The sequence below is a fragment of the Nocardioides sp. zg-1230 genome (assembly GCF_013155335.1).
In the GTDB taxonomy this organism is placed as follows: Bacteria; Actinomycetota; Actinomycetes; order Propionibacteriales; family Nocardioidaceae; genus Nocardioides.
This window is the reverse complement of sequence record NZ_JABJQZ010000005.1, coordinates 372873-391083: the sequence shown is the minus strand read 5'-3', so window position 1 is coordinate 391083 and position 18211 is coordinate 372873. Positions and strand designations below refer to the sequence as shown.

Genomic DNA, 18211 nt, shown 5'->3' with positions numbered 1-18211 from the left:
GCCGTGGGCCGGACGGCCGGGAAGTACGCTCCGGGCGTGGAGGATCACCTGCCGCAGTCCGTTCGGGTCGAACGGCGTCCCGTCTCCGAGCACGAGTCGCGCGCCGCCAACGGGCCCGACTGGGACCGCTACGCCGACGAGTACCAGGCCACCCACGGCACCTTCCTCGGCGACGCCGGCTTCGTCTGGGGACCCGAGGGGCACACCGAGGACGAGCTCGGGATCCTCGGCGACGTGGCCGGCCTCGACGTCCTCGAGGTGGGCAGCGGCGCGGGGCAGTGCTCCCGCTGGGTGCGCACGCACGGCGGACGGGGGTTCGGCCTGGACCTGTCCCACCGCCAGCTGCAGCACTCGCTCCGCCTGGACGCGGAGACCGGCGTGGCCGTGCCGTCCGTGCGCGGCACCGCCACGGCCCTCCCCTACGCCCCCGGCAGCTTCGACGTCGTGTTCTGCTCGTTCGGCGCCCTGCAGTTCGTCAGCGACATCGACGTCGCGGTCGGTGAGGTGGCCCGTGTGCTGCGGCCGGGCGGCCGGTTCGCCTTCTCGGTTACCCACCCGACGCGGTGGATGTTCCCCGACGACCCGGGCGAGGCAGGCCTCACCGCGACGCAGTCCTACTGGGACCGCACGCCCTACGTGGAGGTCGACGACGCGACGGGGGTGGTGTCCTACGTCGAGCACCACCGCACGCTGGGTGACTGGGTACGCCTGCTCGCCGCGCACGACTTCAGGCTGGTCGACCTCGTCGAGCCCGAGTGGCCCGAGCACCACGACCGGGTCTGGGGTGGGTGGTCACGCACCCGCGGCCTGTTGACGCCGGGCACCGCGATCTTCGTCGCGCACCTGCCGGGCTGACCGTCGCCGGCGCGCCCAGCCGGCCATCAGCGACGCCGGGTTGAACATCGCCCACCAGTCGTGGCGCAGGCCGGCCTCGCGCAGGAGCGTGCGGCGCAGCGACATGCAATCGTCCCAGAAGGCGCGCCCCTCCTCGGGTGACGCAGGCAGCGGTGCGAAGACGGCCGCGTCAGCCCTGCGGGCCAGGTCGGCCGCAGCACCCAGACGTTGGGCTTGCGCCAGACGGCTCCACGTCTCGGGCACCGCAGTCCCCCGGTCGCGGGCCGCGTCGAGCACTTCCTGCCAGCCGTTGACGTAGGGCCCTGACCAGCCACCGGCGGACCGGCGACGCCTGCGCCGGAGCACCTTCGCGCCCGGCACTGCGAGCATCGCCAGCAACCCCAGCGCGAGCAGGCCGAGTGCGACCAGCCCTGCGGTGCGCCACGGCCGCGACGGCGGCTCGATGACGGCGCCCGGTGACAGCTCGATGTCCGCGCCCTTGGGGATCTTCACCCGCACCTTCCGGTCCCCGTCGGGCTGGAGCGCACCCGCGACCCATGCCGCCGCGCCCACTGTCGTCTCGTCCACCTCCTCCTGGGCCCGTTGGTGGACGCCGGTGTAGCGGTGCGGCTCTAGGACGCGCCACGAGCCGTCGGCCAGCTGCAGCTCGACCCACGAGTACACATCGGTCTCTCGGACGACGCCTCGGCGGCCGGGTCGCGCACCCACCACCACGCGTGCCGGGACTCCCAGCCTGGATGCGCCGAGCGCCGTCACGGCGGAGTACTGGAACGGTGTGCCGGACATCCGATCGGCGCCCAGCATCCGGAGGCCGAGGTCGATCGGCTCCTGCGACGAAGGTCCCGTCAGCCTCACTGCGCCGTTGAGCCGGAGGTAGCGCGCGAGCAGGAGCACGCGCTGCACGGGCTCGAGCTCGGCGCGGTCGAAGGGCACGAGGAACTGGTCGAGGAACGCCCCGGCCGGCTGACGCTGCTCCTCGGTGGCGCGCATCGTCGCCGACGTGCGGGTGAAGCCCCCGGGTGGCAGCACGGAGGTGAAGGTGTAGTTGTCCCGCGGATCGACCCCGCCCAGCACGAGCGCACTCGAGGTCGCCTGGTTGTAGCGGACGTCCCTGAGCTGGCTGCGGCCGTCCCTGTAGTCGAGGTCGATGCTGGTCAGGTCTCCGAGCGTCGGCAGCCAGCTGCCCGCGTAGGCGGGCCGGATCCGCACCCGCACCTCCACCTCGGGGCCCGGACGCGGCGGGGCGATGGTGCCGCTGATCCGGCGGAAGGTGCCAGCGGCGCCCGCCCCCGGGGTCTGCTCGGACGGCACCCAGGCCTGGCCGTCGTAGAGATCGAGGGCCCCGAACCGCATGCTGGCCCCCTCAGGCGCTCCGATCACCCGGAACAGCTCCCGGCGCCCGCCGACCGGAGGCACGACCGAGTCCGCGACGTCGCGGACCACCGCCTCGTCCGCGGCGGGGTTGAGGAGCGTGCGGTCCGTCTGGTCGTTGTCGGGCACGATCACGCTCACCATCCCCGCAACCGCGGACACCACCACGACGGCCGCCAGCGTGCCCGCCACCCCGGAGCGTCGGTCACGGACGAGGGACTCGGCGCGCCGGGCGCGGGCCGCCGTCCAGGTGGTGAGCACGACGGCGATCACCACTCCGCGCAGGATGTAGTGGTCGGGCACCAGCACGGAGACCGGGATCGTGGCAGCAAGGGCGGCCACGAGCGGGACGGCCGGAGCAACAGGTCGTGGAGTCGCGAGGGCGAGCCACGCTGAGGGGAGAGCGGCGGCGTAGCCGACGGCGTACGGCAGCAGCATGAGCGTGCCGGAGGCCTCCACCGGTGGGAGTGTGCTCACCAACAACCTGGGTGCCACGAAGGTGTCGCCCAGCACCTGGTTCATCGTCTCCGGAGCTGGCACGACCCAGGGCCCGGGACGGCGGAGCGCGGCGAGAGCGCCCACGGGTGCATAGGCGAGCAGGGCCACGACCATGTAGATCCACACGCCGTCCGCGAGCCTGCGCAGGGCGAACGCCAGGGCGAGCAGGCCGACAACGGGCACGAGGCCCGCAACGAGGTAGTCGCGAGTCCAGAAGCTCTCGTCGAGCAGCGTGAGGACCAGGGCCAGGATCCCGAGGACCACCAGCGCGTCGACGGTGGGGCCCGAGCCGCCCCTGAACCGGCCGGTCATCGAAGGCCCCGAGCGAGCAGGTCACGCAGGTCGGCCAGGTCCGGGACGGCCAGCTCGCGAAACCGCGGCGTGTCCGTCAGACGTGCCTCCCCCGCACTGTCGGCGCGCACGACGAGCCAGTCGGCGCCCAGGTCGAACCGCCGCGCCGCAGCGTCGAGGTCCATGAGCGGCCGTCGAGGTCCCGTCACCTGCACCACGAGACCCGACCCCGCAACAGTCGCCGCTGCGTCGGCGGACTCGACAAGGTAGGTGTCGTCGTGGGTGGACACGAAGCGGCACGAGGCGTCGGTCATCGCGGCCGCGCTCCTGCCGTGGGCCACGTGCGGTCCGCACCGGAAGTAGGTGTCGAAGTCGTCACGCACGGCTCGAAGTGCGATCGAAGCAGCGATCGAGACCGCGAGCTCGAAGTCACGGCGCCTCTGGTACGACGACGTGCTGGGGTCCACGAGGACCGTCACGTGACCCCGCCGGGTCTCGTGGTACTGCCGAACGAGCAGCTCGCCGGCCTTGGCCGAGGACCGCCAGTGCACGTGGCGCAGGTCGTCTCCCGGGACGTACTCGCGCAGCGCATGGAACGCCAGGTCGCTCATCGACAGCTGCTGGCTGGTCGCGCCGTCCAGGTCGTTGGTGAGCCCTCCCGCGAAGACGGTCAGGTCGGTGACCCGCGGGGCAACGAAGAGCTCGAGGGCAGCACCCGTCTCGAAGCGCCGGGTCACCAGCCCCACCGGGTCGGTCTTGTCGTACGCCACCGGGCCCACGACGTGGACGCCGCGCGGCAGCCCCGGGAGCGGGAACGTCTCCACGTGGTGGGCGAACGGACCGAGGAAGGGTGAGCGCACGCTGACGTCGCGAGGCCCCGCCGGGACGGACAGCTTGGGGTAGAGCATGGGGGCGGCGCCGGCCTGCACCCGCAGCGTCACCGTGGGTGGCGCGGCTCCCTCGGTCGTCCGGTTCGGACGCAGCTCGAGCGCCGCCGTGGGCGTGCCGGGCAACACCTGCCACAGCAGACCGACGACGAACAGCCCGAAGGCGACAGCCCCGAGCTGGACAAACTCGTGCCAGTTGAGCCACACCGCGACGGCCATGACGACGCACCCCAGGGCCAGGACGCTCCGGCCCAATGGGGTCAGGAGCCGGAAGGGTGCCACTGCAAGCCAACGCAGTCGGGACCCTCGCCACCCGGGGACGGACGGCGCCTGCAGCGAGTTCACGCGTGGTCGCGAGGCGCTTGGACCTGCGCCAGCAGGTCGTGGATGACCTCCTCGGGCGTGATCCCGCCGTAGACGGCGCCCGATGCCATGAGCAGCCGGTGGCCGAGCACCGGCGATGCGAGGGTCGCGACGTCCTCGGGCACCACGTGACCGCGCCCGTCTGCGAGCGCCCACGCCTTGGCGGCACGGATCCAGGCCAGCGATCCGCGCGTGGAGAGACCCACCCGGACGTCGGTGACCTCGCGCGACGCCTCGGAGAGGCGCCGCACATAGCTGATGATGGCGCGGTCGACGTGGACCATGTCGGCGAGCTGCGCCATCTGGGTGATCTCGGCGGCAGCGATCACGGGCCGCAGCCCCGCGGCGCGGTCGCGGACCCGCGACTCCGCGAGGAGGGCCTCAGTCGACTCGGCGTCCGGATGACCGACGCTCGTGCGCATCAGGAACCTGTCGAGCTGGGCCTCCGGCAGCTGGTAGGTGCCGGCCTGCTCGATCGGGTTCTGGGTGGCGATCACCATGAAGGGGGTCCCCACGTCGTGTGCCTGCCCGTCGACCGTGACGTGGCCCTCCTCCATCACCTCGAGGAGTGCCGACTGCGTCTTGGGTGAGGCGCGGTTGATCTCGTCGGCCAGCACCACGCTGTGGAAGATCGGCCCGGCATGGAACGAGAACTCCCCGTGGGCCTGGTCGTACACGGTCACGCCCGTTACGTCGGACGGCAGCAGGTCCGGCGTGAACTGGATCCGTGCGAAGGAACAGTCCAGCGACTTTGCCAGAGCGCGTGCGAGCATCGTCTTGCCGGTGCCGGGCAGGTCCTCGAGGAGGAGGTGTCCGCCAGAGACGAGACACGTCAGCGCGAGGCGAACGACGTGCCGCTTGCCGAGGACGGCGGACTCGACGTTGTGGACCACCCGCTCGAACGAGTCGGCGTACCAGCGGACGTCATCTGGATGGACGGTCGCGATGTCAGACATGCGCTCGAGCAGCTGCCTCTCGGGTTCGGAGCTCGGCGTCGTGCGAGCAGAGGTCGGGTGGCGGACAACCTAGTCCACTGGCGCTGCTGGGAGTCACCACGTCAGTCAGCAGGGGGACGACCATCGTCGCTCTCGGGGTCGCGTGCGTGTTTGCCCCTGCGGCCACTCGTGATGTCAGCGTCCGCATCGGCGACGACGCGACGCCAGGTCTCTCCCCAGTCGGCGACACTGATGGTCCGCTCCGGCAGGCGGACGCGAACGGCGACGGCACGTGACACCCGGAGAACGATTGCCAGGACGAGCAGAAGGACGACTACGCGGAGGATCCAGTTGACCTCTGTCCGGCGCCCGATCACCGCTGCCGCCAGCGGCGCGACCGCCACCAGCGGCGCCCAAGACGAGGCGAGCGCCTCGACCTCGCGAGAGCCAACCACTGGCCGAAGGATCCAGTCCCCGCCTTCCGAACCGTCGTCAAGCATCATCAACCCGGCGATCAGGGCGGTGGCGGGCAGCTGCACCGCGAGGTGCTGGGTGATCGAGACGAAGCTGGTGGCGAGCACCGCGCCGACCACCAGCAGAGCCGAAGCGCTCGACCACGACGGTCCCAGTCGCCACCCTCTACGTGAGACGCAGGCGACGAGCACACCGACGAAGAAGGCGTCCGAGCGGGCAAACGTGTCCAGCGAGAGGAGGTAGGGGTCCTGGAAGTCGACGGCGCGCCATCGCAGGAGGACGACCACCAGCACCGCGAGCGCTGCCGCGATGGCCAGGAGGGTCGAGCTCCAGCGGCGCGGGACCAAGAGGACCGCGACGGTCAGCAAGGCGATGAGCTGCACCGCGATGCTGAAGAGGGTCAGGCCGAGGAGCTCCGCGGGTACGTCGAGCACGTGGTCGGCGACCCAGAAGTTCCAGCGGAAGGTGGACACGGCAGCCCACACCTCCCCGCTGATCGACTCGTCCGGCGCGAGGCTGTCGACCAGCCTCGTCGCGCTCGCAGCCAGCAGGACGACCTGCTGGAGCACCGAGATCAGGACGACCCAGACCACCAGCACGTGGACGGTCGCCAGGCGGCCGCGCTCACGTGAGGCCAGGAGCGCTGAGCACGTGAGGTGGCCCAGCGCCGCGAGGATCAGTGCGCCGCCCACCGCGCTGCTGTGGAACAGCGCGTCGAGCGGCGCGATCCAGTCCAACCTGTCCGGGCCGACGATCACGGGGATCGAGCCGAGGACGACCAGGACGCCACCGACGGCGAGCACGAATCGCGCCATGACGGACTGCCCGGCGTTCATGCCGTTCCCCCTGCGGGCGACCTGCTCCGACGGAAGAGCGGATGGGTCGCCAGAAGCCGACGGGTGGGCTCCTCGACCCCTCGTTCGAGCACGACGACCAGCAGTCCGAGGATCACCAGCGCGATCCCGGCCGCGACCCACCACGGCTGGTCACCAAGGTGCCGCGCGACCACGAAGAAGAGTGGGAGGTGCCAGAAGTAGATGGAGAGGGAGTTCCTCCCCAACCAGGTCAACGGCGCGGCCGCAAGCGCTCTCGACACCAGCGACGGTGACGTCTGCAGCCAGATCGCGACGACCATCGCGCCGATGAAGAACTGGTAGACCAGTGACCACGGCCCCAGGTAGGAGAGTGGTGGCAGCTCCTGGATGGCCAGCTGGCAGGCGAGCGTCCCCGCTCCAGCGATCACCAGGACCCAGGACCACCATCGCCAGCGGCCGAGGAGGGGAAGGCTCATGGCGAGCAGCACGCCCCACATCAGCCCGTCCGAGCGGGTGGTCGTCAACACCGTCGCGAGCAGCCACCCGAACTCGTCGTTGACGTCGACCCGGTGGACGTAGACCAGTCCGATGAGCACCGCGAGCACGAGGGAGCCGAGCACGCGCCGACGACCGAAGGCGAGGAGGAACAGCGGCAGCACCAGGTAGCACTGTTGCTGGACCGACAGGTACCAGAGGTGGCCCACGTCTGCCCGGGCAGGGACCGAGAGGTCCAACGGCATCAGGTTGAGGGTGTACGTCAGCACGTGGCTCAGGTTCTGCGTCAGCCCCTTCATCGACCCCGGCGCCGTCGGGTCGAGGATCTGGACTGCCACGAGTGCTGCCGAGAGAAGGGTCAGCTGCACGCCTAGTCGCACCAGTCTGCGCAGCAGGAAGCGGACGGAGTCCATGGACCCTCGGTCCCGCTCCCGGAGAAGTCCGTCAGCGACGATGAATCCCCCGACGACGAAGAAGACGACGACGGCCCCGCCTCCGAGCAGGCCGCGTAGCACCGGGACGCCGTAGGGCCCCTCCTCGCCGGCAGCGAGCTGCGGCCACATGGCGGACCCGGCGTGTCCGGCCACGACGAGGCCGATCGCGATGCCCCGCAGGCCGTCCAGCGCGGCGTTGCGTGCGCGGCGGACGTCTTGCGGGGGCATCGAACGGGCCGGCTCCGCTGCTCGCGGAGCCGGCCCGTTGCCGTGCAGGGGTGGCTCAGTCAGGGCTGACGCTCCGGCGGCGGTGCGCGACGACCAGCAGACCGAGACCGATGAGGAGCGCGGGGATGCCCACGGCCAGTCCGACGACGGGGACTGTGCCCGTGACGAGGTTGAGGCTCGAGACGTTGCTCTCGGAGTCCTCGACATTGGCCGCGACCTGCTCGTCGGTGAAGGCGAGGTCCAGCACGATGGCCGGGTTGCCGTCGGAGTCGAGCCGGTCCTGGTGGTCCACCTGGTGGATGATCGAGCCGGTCACGGGCTCAATGAACAGCTCCTTCTCGGCGTCGAGGCTGCCAGGCACGCCCGCGGAGAGCTCGATCGGCGTGCCGCTCTGGACGACGCGGTACACGTACACCTCGAGGCCGTCAATCGACTCGGTGCGGTCGTACTCGGCGTCGAGAGCCTCACCGGCCAGACTGTCCCAGTAGGGGTACGTCTTCTTCTCCGCACCGAAGGGCCACTTGTTGACCAGGCCGCTCTTCTCCTCCGCGCTCGGCGGGAGGTACTTCGGGTCGTTGACCGCCAACGCCGTGGAACGGTCGGTGGCGAAGTCGTCGGTCGAGGCAGAGACGAGCCGGTCCTGCGGGTCGTCGGCAGATACGCACTCGTCGAGGCCGCCCTCGTCCTTGACCAGGCAGCTCGAGTTGGCGAAGACGACCACGTCGTCGTCCGACCGCTCCGAGTCGGCCTTGGTGATGCTGAAGGCCTTCACGGGGGACTCCTCGAGCCCGCCGCTCCCGTCGGAGAGCTGGACCGTTCCGGAGAGGAGCGTGGTGCTGTCGACGTCCAGCGGCGTCTTCTCCAGACGCGGCGCGGCGTAGAACTGGGCCAGCACCGCTACGGTGATCAAGAATGCGCCCAACAGCGCCAGGACGGACCCGATAATTCGCTGCACGACATGCCCTCCAAGGGTGCCTCCGACAAAAACCGTGGGAACTGTAGCAGCGAGATGACCCGCGAGTAACGTAGTTGTGAACATGCGCGTCGCGCCGTCGAGCCGGGCTAGAGTTCCGCCCATGTCGGACCGCCCCCACACCGTCGTCCGCGACCGCGTCCAGGTCTTCGACGGTCTGCGCGGGATCGCAATCGTGTTGGTGATGCTGTCCCACACCGCGTGGCTGACGTGGCCCCACGTGCGCGGCGAAGGAAGCATCGTCACCCGCGCTCTCCTGGAGAACGGCAACTTCGCTGTCTCCATCTTCTTCGTGGTCGGCGCGTTCCTCTACACCCGCAGCCTCCTGACGCGGGCGTCGGCCCCGAACGGCCTGCACCCCGGCGTCCAGGTCGTCCGCCGCTACCTCCGCCTGACGCCCACCGTGCTCGTGCTGCTCGGTGTTCTGGCGTGCGTCGCAGCGCTCGAGCCCACTCCGACGTACGAGGGGCTGCACCTCGGAGATTCGGCGCGCTCGGTCGTGACGTACACGTGGAACTGGTACGTCAAGGACAACCCTCTCGTGGCCAGACCGGACCTGGGCCACCTGTGGTACCTCTCGGTCGACATGCAGGTGTTCCTGCTGGTGCTGCTCCTGGTCTGGCTGCTGCACAAGCGGCCGTGGTGGCTGATCGGGACGCTCGCGGTCATCTTGATGATGGTCTTCACGTGGCGCACCCACGTCTACCAGACAGAGGGCCTCTACCAGGCCCTGCTCCGCACCAACGCCCGGATGGACGCTCCCCTTTCGGGCGCCCTCGCCGCTTGCCTGCTCCCCTACGTGCGCGGGCTTGCCCGCTGGGCGACACAGATCGCCGTGACCTCGCTCCTGGCGCTGCTCGCGTTGTCGTTCGCAACCGTGGACGATGTCGCCTTCTTCCGGGTCGCCGGCGACTCGGTCGACGTCTTCCTCGCGCTCTTCGTCATCGCGTGCTCGGTCGCGCCCGTCTCGCATCGCCTCACCCGTGTGGTCGGGTTCGCGCCGCTCGCTTATCTCGGTCGCCGCTCACTCAGCCTCTACATCTGGCACTTCCCGATCTACATGTACCTCTACCACCACACGGAGTCGTGGAGCTACCAGCTGCGGACCGTGGTAGCGGTGGCGCTGACGGTGGCGGTGGCCGCTGTGAACGACCGCACCGTCGAGCACTGGGTAGGGCGCGCACTGATCGACCCGCGGTGGAGCCGCCTGGACCGCGGGGCCCCGGCCTACCTGTCCGCGCTGACGCGCGCTGCCGTTCGACACACCTCCGCCAGCGCTCCGCGGCAGCGGGCCGACGACACCCGGCCTCCGGCTCGTCCCTCCCCCGCGACCGACAAGCGCCACCAGCTCAGCGGCGCCGAAGCCCATCCAGCCGCGCCAGCAGCTTCTGAGCAGCCTCGTCCGACACGCCCAGACGACGCTTGACCCGGTCGTACGCGTCCAGCGCGCGCCGGTCGGCCCACACGGCCGCCTTCTTGAACGCACTCTCGTCGGGTCGCGCCTGGTAGTTGGTGGAGCGGCGCACGGCCTGCTCCTCCTCGGTGAAGTAGTAGAGGGCCATCGACCGTCGGGCGACGTCCTCCGGGCAGGTCAGCGGGTCGGGGTGCCCGTGGAAGCTGTCGAACGTCGTCGTGAACACCAGCATCCGGTTGCCGGCCGGGGTCACCCTGGCCTGGCAGGAAGTCATCCCCGGGTCCCAGAGCTCGAGCTGGCCACCCCACTCGTCGGCATCCCACGACTCGTTGAGGTAGAGCAGGATGTTGACCCGCCGCGCCCAGTTGTCGTGGTCGTGGTGCGTGGTGAAGTCGGCGTGGATGTTGAGGTGGCCGCCGCGGAGGGTCTGGTGAAGACCTCCGCCGTCCATCGACCAGTCGGGCATGAGGTTCTCGATGCCGGTGAGCCTCGTCAGGAACTCAACGAAAGGCGGTGAGCAGAACTCCAGGGCCACCGAACGAAGTGTCTCGCCCCACGAGTCGGGCTGGGTGTTGGAGTACTTCGTCTCGTTGACGTGGAGGTAGCCCTTCCAGAACTCGTCGCGTATGCCAGGGAACTCAGCCACCGCGCGCTCGAACACGTCGGGATGCAGGACGTCGTCGAGGACGATGTGCGGGAACGGCTGACCACTCCGGTAGGCGGTGGCAAGATCGTCCACCTGGTCCATCAGGCGCGGCAGGTTCACGAGCGCAAGTGCTTCCATGCGCGCATCCAACCACGCCTGTCGCAAGACCGCAGCCGATCGGACGCCGTCCGGTTACACTCAGTCGGCACAGAAGTTACTGGAGGGTCATGTCCGCGCCTGCACTGAGGCAACCCACCGACCCGGCACCTCGGATCGGCGTGCTTGTCGTCGCCTACAACGCTTCCTCGACGCTCGCCTCGACGCTCGAGCGCCTGCCCGAGGCGTTCCGCCGGCGTGTCGACCACGTCCTCGTGAGCGACGACTGCAGCCAGGACGACACCTACGAGGTCGGAGTCCGGTTCGCCAACGGCAGCACGCTGCCGATGACCGTCATCCGGCACGAGAAGAACCTCGGCTACGGGGGCAACCAGAAGGCCGGCTACGAGTGGGCCATCTCGCACGGCCTCGACATCGTCGTCCTCCTGCACGGTGACGGCCAGTACGCCCCGGAGTGCATCGAGGACCTGGTCACGCCGCTGGTGGCGGGTGAGGCCGACGCCGTCTTCGGGTCGCGGATGATGGTCAAGGGTGGCGCGCGCGCCGGCGGGATGCCGGCCTACAAGTTCGTCGGCAACCGGATCCTGACGACGTTCCAGAACAAGATGGTCGGCCTCGACCTCAGCGAGTGGCACAGCGGCTACCGCGCCTACCGCGTCGACGCCCTCGCGGCACTCGACCTTGAGCTCTACACCGACGACTTCGACTTCGACACCGAGATCATCCTCGGACTCCACGCGCAGCACCGCCGCATCGTCGAGGTGCCGATCCCCACCTACTACGGCGACGAGATCTGCTACGTCAACGGGCTCGCCTACGCCAGGAACGTCGCCAAGGACGTCCTGCGCTACCGGGCGTCGCAGATGGGCTTCGGTGACGGTCCAGACGCCTCGTCCACGGCCTACGACCTGAAGCCCTCACCGCACTCCTCGCACGGAGTCCTTCTGCATTGGCTCGACTCGCGCGACACGGGCAAGGTCCTGGACGTGGGCTGCTCCGACGGGGGCTTCGGCTCGCTCGCGCGCGAGCTCGGGCACCACGTGACCGGTGTGGACCTGCTCGAGCACCCCGGTGTCACCGAGCGGCTCGACGCCTTCCACGTCGCGGACCTCAACGCCGGCCTGCCCGATGACCTGCCCAGCCAGTTCGACACGGTCGTCGCGGGCGACGTCCTCGAGCACGTGATCGACCCCCTCGCGCTCCTCCAGCAGCTCGGCGACCGCCTCACTCCGCGCGGCGAGGTGCTCGTGTCCGTCCCCAACTTCGGCCACTGGTACCCCCGCGCACGGGTGGCGGCCGGCCGTTTCGACTACGACCAGCGTGGTCCGCTCGACCACGGCCATGTCCGGTTCTTCACCCGTCGCAGCTTCGAGAAGCTGGTCGAGCGGGCGGGCATGCGTATCGTCGAGCGGGTCACGGTCGGCTCTCCGGTAGACGTGCTCGAACGTGCCGACGTGTCCGAGAGCCTGCTCCGGGTCGCTCGGGGCGTCGCCGTCGCCGACCGCGCCGCGACCCGCGCGTGGCCGACACTCTTCGGCTACCAGCTCCTCTATCGCCTGGAGCGTGCTTGACCGCGCGCTCCGACCGAACTGCACGCATCACCGCGACGTCCGTCGCTGTCCTCGTCGGCATCGTCGTGCAGCTCGGCGCCCTCCTGAACTGGTCCGCCGACCTCGACCGCACAGCGAACCCGTTGGGCTACGCGTCCAACTTCTTCGACACGCAGGCGCGGGCCATCATGGACGGACACCTGTGGGTCACCCCGGGCTCCTTGGGGATCGAGGCCTTCCACGTCGACGGCCGCGAGTACATGTACTTCGGGCTCTTCCCTGCCCTCCTGCGCATCCCCGTCCTGTGGACCACGACGGAGTTCGACGGGCGGCTGACGGTCGTGTCGATGCTGGCCGCCTACGTCGTCTTCGCCGTCATGACCATCCGTCTCCTGTGGCTGGTGCGGGACCGGCTCCGGCCCGCGGATGCGCCCGTCTCCACCCGTGAAGCGGCCTGGCTGTGCGTGGTCCTGACCCTGTGCCTCGCAGGCACCTCGCTGACCTTCAACGCGTCCCTGCCCTGGGTCTACCACGAGGTCTACGCCTGGGCCATTGCACTGGCGGTGGGTGCCGCCTACTGGCTCGTGCGCGTGCAGCTCGACCCTCGGCCGCGGTCCATCGCCTGGCTGCTCGGGTTCGTCCTGGCCCTGGTCCTGACTCGTACGCCGGGGGGCTTCGCGGTGGGCCTGGCCACGCTGGCCCTCGGAGCGTGGATGCTCGCCGGACGCCACCCCCGAGCTCGACGACGGGTCGGCGCAGTGATCGTGCTCGGCGGAGCGGCGTGCCTCGGCGTCGGAGCCGCAGTGAACATGGCGAAGTTCGGCCACCCGTTCATGTTTCCTCTCGAGAACCAGTCCTGGACCCAGCTCAACGCGCACCGACGCGAGGCACTGCGCGTCAACGGCGGAAGCATCACAGGAACTCAGTTCTTCACTACCGGGCTCTTCACCTACTTCCGGCTCGACGGCATCCGGTTCGTCGACTACTTCCCGTGGGTGACTTTTCCAGCCGAACCTGCCCGCGCGGTCGGCTCTGCTTTCATCGACCAGAGCTACCGAACCGGATCAGTGACCGCCTTCATGCCCCTCAGCCTGGTCATGGCGGTGGCGAGCCTCCCACTGATGGCTCTCCCCTCCGTGCGGGCGAAGGCCAAGGTGCTGTGGCTCCCGATCGCCGCCATGGTCCTGATCACCGGCGCAATCATGAACTACGGCTACTACGCCTACCGCTACACCGGCGACATCGTGCCGGCTCTCGTGGTCGGGACGATCGTGACGGGCGTCGTTCTGGCGGGCACCGCCGTACGGGCTCGGCCAGTCATCTCCGCGGCAATGGTCGGCGTGGTGGCACTTGGGGCGACCTACTCCACCGCCGCCCACCTGCTGGTCGGCTTCCAGACCGCTGCTTTCACCGCACCCGGACCAACGCTGACCAGGTACCTCGCCATCCAGGAGGACCTCAGCCCGGGCGCCCAGGCGCGCCTGACGACGGTGAGCGACCAGTCGCCCGACGACCGGGCGACCGCGGACACCATCCACATCCAGGGCGACTGCGAGGCCCTCTACGTCGAGACGGGCGAGGACGCCGACCGCTGGGCGCTCGCTGAGCGCCGGAGTGCGGTCGTCGTCGCGCACCTCGAGCCGGACTTCGAGTCCTCCAGCTCGATCGTCATCACGATCGGCACGGAGCCGCGGCGCTGGGTGCGACTCCAGACCGACGACGACGGGCAGGCACGGATCGTGCTGCAGCACGAGGACGGTCCGTGGTACGGGCCGTGGTTCGAGGTGCTGCCTCCCTACGAGATCCGGATCGGCGTCCGCGACCTGCCCGAGTGGGGCTACGCGGAAGTCGGCTCGACTCCCGGCGGCTACGTTGGGTTCATCCGGTCCTTCAGCTGGAGCTCTGACTGGGTCCGCCGGGCGATCCCCATCGAGGTGTCGCTGGGCGACGCCACGGAGCTGGCCCGACGAGGGGTGCGCTTGAAGGAGGAGCGGGGCGTCACACCGCCGACCTGCCAGCGCATCCTGGCGGATCGCGCGCGTCATGGCTGACGAAGCCCGCCTGTCCATCGCCTTCCTGACCTGGCGCGACCTCGGGCATCCTGACGGGGGCGGGTCGGAGGTCTATGTCGAGTCGGTCGCGCGAGAGCTCGCGGCACGCGGGCACCGGGTGCAGGTGCGGTGTGCGCGCCACTCCGGCAGCCTGCGTCGCGAGGTGCGCGACGGGGTTGAGCTCGTGCGGCGGGGCGGCCGACTCACCGTCTATCCGCGTGCGTTCTGGTGGACGCTCACCTCGGGTCGGCGCACCGACGTCGTGGTCGACGTCATCAACGGTCTGCCGTTCCTGTCCTGCTTGGCCCGCCGACGGGGGCTGATTGCCCTCGTGCACCACGTGCACCGCGAGCAGTGGCGGATCATCTACCCAGACTGGCGCGGCACGCTCGGGTGGTGGATCGAGAGCCGCCTCACCCCGTGGCTGTACCGCCACGTCGAGCACGTCACCGTCTCCGAGAGCTCGCGACGCGACCTCGTCGCGCTCGGCATCCCCGCTGACCGCATCCATCTCGCGCACAACGGACTGGATGTGGCAGCGCCGGTGCGGGTCGACCGTGACGACGAGCGGATCAGCGTGCTGGCGCGGCTCGTGCCGCACAAGCAGATCGACCATGCCTTCGCGGTCCTTGCGGAGCTGGGTGCGGCCCACCCGGATCTTCGGCTCGACGTCATCGGCGACGGGTGGTGGCACGACCAGCTCGTGGAGTCGGCCCGGGCGCACGGGGTGCTCGGCCGGGTCGTCTTCCACGGCCGGGTGCCGGCGCATCGACGCGACGAGATCTTGGCGGGCTCTGCCCTGATGCTCCTACCGTCGGTCAAGGAAGGTTGGGGGCTGGCTGTCACGGAGGCAGCGGCCCAGGGCACGCCGACCATTGCGTACCGCTCTGCCGGCGGAGTGACCGAGTCGATCATCGACGGCCGGACGGGCGCGCTGGTCGACGACCTGCCAGGACTGGTGGCGACGACCGAGCGATTGCTCTCGGACGACGAAGAGCGCCTACGGCTCTCGGCGGAGGCGCGCGAAAACGCGCTGCGCTTCACCTGGCCCGCGACCGCGACCGCCTTCGAGCACGTGATCGAGAGCGTGGTCGGGCCGCGTCAGTCGCCGTAGGTCAGGACCGGCTGCGACGCCGGGTTGGTCTCCGGCGCCTGGGTCTGCGAGTACACGAGGCCGAACATGGCCAGCAAGCCCAGCAGCACGCCGACGAGGGGCGCGACAAGGAGCTTGAGCACAACGGACATGGAAGACGGCACGCGGACTCCTCGGGGTGGACTGGTTCGGCCGCAGCATACAACAGACTGGCGTTGCGCACGCCTCATCGCCGCCGACGCACGAACGCGGTGAGCCGCGCGCACGCCACACAGGCGAGCAGAGCCACAGCCACGGCGTAGGCGACCGCCAAGAGCACCCGTGCGCCGACGGACGGACCTTCGACCGAGACCGCGTCCGGGACCTCGTACAACGACAGGACGGCGTCCTCGTAGCGCGGCACCAATCCGGTGACGTCGACGGAGGCGGCGTCCGGATCGTCCGGGTAGACGACCACCCACCCGATGCCGAGCGCCCCCAGGTCGCGTGCTGCCCCGTCGCCGTCGAGCACCTCGCCCACCCGGCCGGCCAGGGCGCCCTCTCCCTGCACCCGCCGCGTACCCACCTGGAGGTCGTCGGACACGACGGTGCGGGCACGCAGTGCTCGGGGGGCCGGGTCCGAGGAGGTGAGACCGTGCCCCCACGCGAAACGCCGGTAGGCGCGCCACGGCAGCACGGCGACGGCGTGTGAGGAGTCCCCGGTGATCCGATCCACCTCGGCGTAGCTCGACATCGGCACCCGCACCGGGTCAAGGGTCTGCCAGACCAGACGAGCGCCGTCCGGCAGGAGCAACAGGGGTGCGACGACCAGAGGCACGGCCAGCACCAGCCTGAGCTCCACCGCGTCGGGCAGCCTGCCGCGCAGGGTGCGGACGACTCGGTCCACTGCGACGCCGACGGCGAGCGCAACGAGCAGCACGGTCGGCACGAGGAACTTCTGTGCATCGCGGAGCAACCCGGAGGCCGGGACCTCGGCCACCAGGACACGCAGTGCCGCCTGGCCGGGGGGCGTCGTCATCACCAAGGCGAAGAGGAGGCCACCGACCCCCAGGATCCACCACGCCAGAGCGAGGTCCAGCCGCTCGTGGAGCTCGCGGGCCGAGGAGACCAGTGCCACGACGACCACGGCCGCGGTCACCACCGCGAGGACCGTCGTCCTGCTGGACGGCTCGCTGAGCGAGTCCCAGATGCCACCCATGCCGAGGACCGCCACCGCCGCGCCGAACCGGCCCTCGGTGTCCGGTGCGAACGCCGCCACACCTTCGGGATCGCTCAGCCGGGAGGCCGAGCCCACCGTGCCGGCCACCAGCCACGGCAGCTGGAGCAGCAGCACGAGCGCGAGCGGAACGAGCTGGCGACGGCCTCGGGCCACTACCGACGCCAAGGCTGCCGCAACGGCGATGAGGCCGCCGGTCGGGGTGATCGACGCCAGGGCCGCCCACCCGACCACGGGACCGACGCCGCTCACGGTGCCATCACGTCGGTCGGCGAGCGCCGGCAGCAGCCACGGCAGCGCGGCGTACGACGTGAGCAGCGCCCACTGGCCCAGCGCGAGCCGCTCCACGACGAACGGGTTCCACACCGTCACTCCTGCGGCGGCGACCCAGGCGACCGGCCCCAGCCACGGGAGCAGGCGGACGACCCCAGCCGCCGCCACGACCAGGATCAGGGGGAGGACGACGCGAGCCACGACTCCCCCGTCGACAACCGTGCTGAGCACGGACATGACGGCGTCCAGTGGCACGGCACGCGGGGCACCGTCGCCCAGACCGGCCGACGCCCACGTCAGCGGCTGGTGCGGCAGGAAGACCAGGTCGCGGGCGAGCGGGTGCCCGGGGCGGGTCAGAAGCGGCCAGCACAACGCCACGGCGAGCAGTGCGGGCCAGCAGAGGATGACGGCAAGCATCGTCCGCGTAGGGGTTCTCCCCGCCACAGTCCCCGCCACGCCGCCACCCTATGCTTGCCGCTTGCTCGCCACCCGACACGACCCGGTGGCACCCTTGCCCGCGGAGCTGGAGGCGCCATGACTGCACAAGCCTTCGCCGACGCGTGGGAGCACGCCAGGACGATCGACGGCTGGCTGACCGAGGACCAGGCGCGCGTCCTGCACGCCGAGGCGTCTGCAGCGGAGGGCACGGTGGTCGAGATCGGCAGTCACCTGGGTCGGTCCACCGTGGTCCTGGCCTCGGCGGGCACGCATGTCGTGGCGATCGACCCCTTCCCCGACAGCTGGCGCTACGGCAGGTCCGACACGGCGGATCGCTTCCGGACCAACCTCGCCCGCGCTGGCGTGACGGACTCTGTCACGCTGCTACAGATTTCGAGCCACGAGGCCCTGGCGGGCTGGGGCGGCAGGGTGGCGTTGCTCTACGTCGACGGCAAGCACGACGTCGTTTCGTGCCTCCGTGACCTCCGGTGGACGCGGTGGCTGCCAAGCGGCGCTCGATTTCTGGTGCATGATGCCTTCTCGTCGGTCGGCGTGACGCTCGCGATGCTGGTGATCGCGTTCACGGCGCGGCACAGCAGGTACATCGGTCGCACGGGCAGCCTGGCCCTGTTCGAGAACGAAGCACCCGGTCTCGGCGACCGGGCGCGGCTGCTGGCACAGCTCCCGTGGTTCGTCCGGAACCTGACCATCAAGGTGCTGCTCCGCTCACGCCTGACTTTGGTGGCGCGACTGCTGGGTCACGACGACACTGCGGATCCCTACTGAGACTGGCC

General features: G+C 70.2%; 15 protein-coding genes. 6 read left to right on the top strand and 9 right to left on the bottom strand.

Going from position 1 to position 18211, the window contains the following annotated elements; genetic code table 11:
• The first annotated feature begins 36 nt into the window (after window positions 1-36).
• On the top strand, window positions 37-855 hold the full coding sequence (locus HOO61_RS17675; protein ID WP_172260829.1) for a class I SAM-dependent methyltransferase: 819 nt from the start codon (window positions 37-39) through the stop codon (window positions 853-855).
• Here HOO61_RS17675 and HOO61_RS17670 read toward each other — a convergent pair.
• The 6 genes from HOO61_RS17670 to HOO61_RS17645 form a co-directional block, all read right to left on the bottom strand.
• Window positions 793-3036 carry a transglutaminase domain-containing protein gene (locus tag HOO61_RS17670; RefSeq protein WP_172260827.1) on the bottom strand — a complete coding sequence of 748 codons (2244 nt, stop codon included), beginning with the start codon at window positions 3034-3036 and terminating at the stop codon, window positions 793-795. The two genes, HOO61_RS17675 and HOO61_RS17670, sit on opposite strands and share 63 nt — an antisense overlap.
• Window positions 3033-4121 (bottom strand): DUF58 domain-containing protein, encoded by a 1089-nt coding sequence (locus HOO61_RS17665; protein ID WP_172260825.1) that lies wholly within the window; start codon window positions 4119-4121, stop codon window positions 3033-3035. The genes HOO61_RS17670 and HOO61_RS17665 overlap by 4 nt, the downstream gene beginning before the upstream one ends.
• 122 nt (window positions 4122-4243) lie before the next feature.
• Entirely contained in the window at window positions 4244-5221 is a 978-nt protein-coding gene (locus HOO61_RS17660) for a MoxR family ATPase (RefSeq protein WP_172260823.1), read from the bottom strand.
• Window positions 5222-5322: 101 nt separating this feature from the next.
• Entirely contained in the window at window positions 5323-6510 is a 1188-nt protein-coding gene (locus HOO61_RS17655) for a hypothetical protein (protein WP_172260821.1), read from the bottom strand.
• The gene (locus tag HOO61_RS17650) at window positions 6507-7646 is read right to left on the bottom strand and encodes an acyltransferase (protein ID WP_172260819.1); all 1140 of its coding nucleotides are present in this window, start codon (window positions 7644-7646) and stop codon (window positions 6507-6509) included. Before HOO61_RS17650 ends, HOO61_RS17655 begins: the two co-directional genes overlap by 4 nt.
• A 55-nt stretch (window positions 7647-7701) precedes the next feature.
• Window positions 7702-8685 carry a DUF3068 domain-containing protein gene (locus HOO61_RS17645; protein WP_301539078.1) on the bottom strand — a complete coding sequence of 328 codons (984 nt, stop codon included), beginning with the start codon at window positions 8683-8685 and terminating at the stop codon, window positions 7702-7704.
• 37 nt (window positions 8686-8722) lie between these two features.
• Between HOO61_RS17645 and HOO61_RS17640 the strand changes: the two genes are divergently transcribed.
• Window positions 8723-10045, top strand: a complete 1323-nt coding sequence (locus HOO61_RS17640) for an acyltransferase (RefSeq protein ID WP_172260815.1) — start codon at window positions 8723-8725, stop codon at window positions 10043-10045.
• On the opposite strand, the gene HOO61_RS17635 is transcribed toward HOO61_RS17640, so the two are convergent.
• Entirely contained in the window at window positions 9969-10817 is an 849-nt protein-coding gene (locus HOO61_RS17635) for a 2OG-Fe(II) oxygenase (RefSeq protein WP_172260813.1), read from the bottom strand. The two genes, HOO61_RS17640 and HOO61_RS17635, sit on opposite strands and share 77 nt — an antisense overlap.
• Before the next feature lie 89 nt (window positions 10818-10906).
• Between HOO61_RS17635 and HOO61_RS17630 the strand changes: the two genes are divergently transcribed.
• Genes HOO61_RS17630 through HOO61_RS17620 form a run of 3 tightly spaced genes read left to right on the top strand, consistent with a single transcriptional unit; the run spans window position 10907 to window position 15511 of the window.
• Window positions 10907-12367, top strand: coding sequence for a bifunctional glycosyltransferase/class I SAM-dependent methyltransferase (locus tag HOO61_RS17630; protein WP_216659049.1), 1461 nt, complete (start codon window positions 10907-10909; stop codon window positions 12365-12367).
• Window positions 12364-14397: a hypothetical protein gene (locus tag HOO61_RS17625; RefSeq protein ID WP_172260811.1), complete on the top strand. Its 2034-nt coding sequence runs from the start codon at window positions 12364-12366 to the stop codon at window positions 14395-14397. The genes HOO61_RS17630 and HOO61_RS17625 overlap by 4 nt, the downstream gene beginning before the upstream one ends.
• On the top strand, window positions 14390-15511 hold the full coding sequence (locus tag HOO61_RS17620) for a glycosyltransferase family 4 protein (RefSeq protein ID WP_172260809.1): 1122 nt from the start codon (window positions 14390-14392) through the stop codon (window positions 15509-15511). The genes HOO61_RS17625 and HOO61_RS17620 overlap by 8 nt, the downstream gene beginning before the upstream one ends.
• Here HOO61_RS17620 and HOO61_RS24605 read toward each other — a convergent pair.
• On the bottom strand, window positions 15499-15633 hold the full coding sequence (locus HOO61_RS24605; RefSeq protein WP_301539077.1) for a hypothetical protein: 135 nt from the start codon (window positions 15631-15633) through the stop codon (window positions 15499-15501). The genes HOO61_RS17620 and HOO61_RS24605 overlap by 13 nt on opposite strands.
• A gap of 83 nt (window positions 15634-15716) precedes the next feature.
• The gene (locus tag HOO61_RS17615) at window positions 15717-17396 is read right to left on the bottom strand and encodes a hypothetical protein (RefSeq protein WP_172260807.1); all 1680 of its coding nucleotides are present in this window, start codon (window positions 17394-17396) and stop codon (window positions 15717-15719) included.
• A 117-nt stretch (window positions 17397-17513) separates the two neighbouring features.
• Between HOO61_RS17615 and HOO61_RS17610 the strand changes: the two genes are divergently transcribed.
• Window positions 17514-18203, top strand: coding sequence for a class I SAM-dependent methyltransferase (locus HOO61_RS17610; RefSeq protein WP_172260805.1), 690 nt, complete (start codon window positions 17514-17516; stop codon window positions 18201-18203).
• Window positions 18204-18211 lie beyond the last annotated feature (8 nt).

Bases quoted from the DNA above. Each gene is read 5' to 3' on its own strand.
- HOO61_RS17630 (WP_216659049.1), top strand. From the start codon at position 10,907: ATGTCCGCGCCTGCACTGAGGCAACCCACCGACCCGGCACCTCGGATC.
- HOO61_RS17610 (WP_172260805.1), top strand. From the start codon at position 17,514: ATGACTGCACAAGCCTTCGCCGACGCGTGGGAGCACGCCAGGACGATC.
- HOO61_RS17620 (WP_172260809.1), top strand. From the start codon at position 14,390: ATGGCTGACGAAGCCCGCCTGTCCATCGCCTTCCTGACCTGGCGCGAC.
- HOO61_RS17650 (WP_172260819.1), bottom strand. From the start codon at position 7,646: ATGCCCCCGCAAGACGTCCGCCGCGCACGCAACGCCGCGCTGGACGGC.
- HOO61_RS17665 (WP_172260825.1), bottom strand. From the start codon at position 4,121: ATGGCCGTCGCGGTGTGGCTCAACTGGCACGAGTTTGTCCAGCTCGGG.
- HOO61_RS17655 (WP_172260821.1), bottom strand. From the start codon at position 6,510: ATGAACGCCGGGCAGTCCGTCATGGCGCGATTCGTGCTCGCCGTCGGT.
- HOO61_RS17660 (WP_172260823.1), bottom strand. From the start codon at position 5,221: ATGTCTGACATCGCGACCGTCCATCCAGATGACGTCCGCTGGTACGCC.
- HOO61_RS17670 (WP_172260827.1), bottom strand. From the start codon at position 3,036: ATGACCGGCCGGTTCAGGGGCGGCTCGGGCCCCACCGTCGACGCGCTG.
- HOO61_RS17645 (WP_301539078.1), bottom strand. From the start codon at position 8,685: ATGTTCACAACTACGTTACTCGCGGGTCATCTCGCTGCTACAGTTCCC.
- HOO61_RS17635 (WP_172260813.1), bottom strand. From the start codon at position 10,817: ATGGAAGCACTTGCGCTCGTGAACCTGCCGCGCCTGATGGACCAGGTG.
- HOO61_RS17615 (WP_172260807.1), bottom strand. From the start codon at position 17,396: ATGCTTGCCGTCATCCTCTGCTGGCCCGCACTGCTCGCCGTGGCGTTG.
- HOO61_RS17640 (WP_172260815.1), top strand. From the start codon at position 8,723: ATGTCGGACCGCCCCCACACCGTCGTCCGCGACCGCGTCCAGGTCTTC.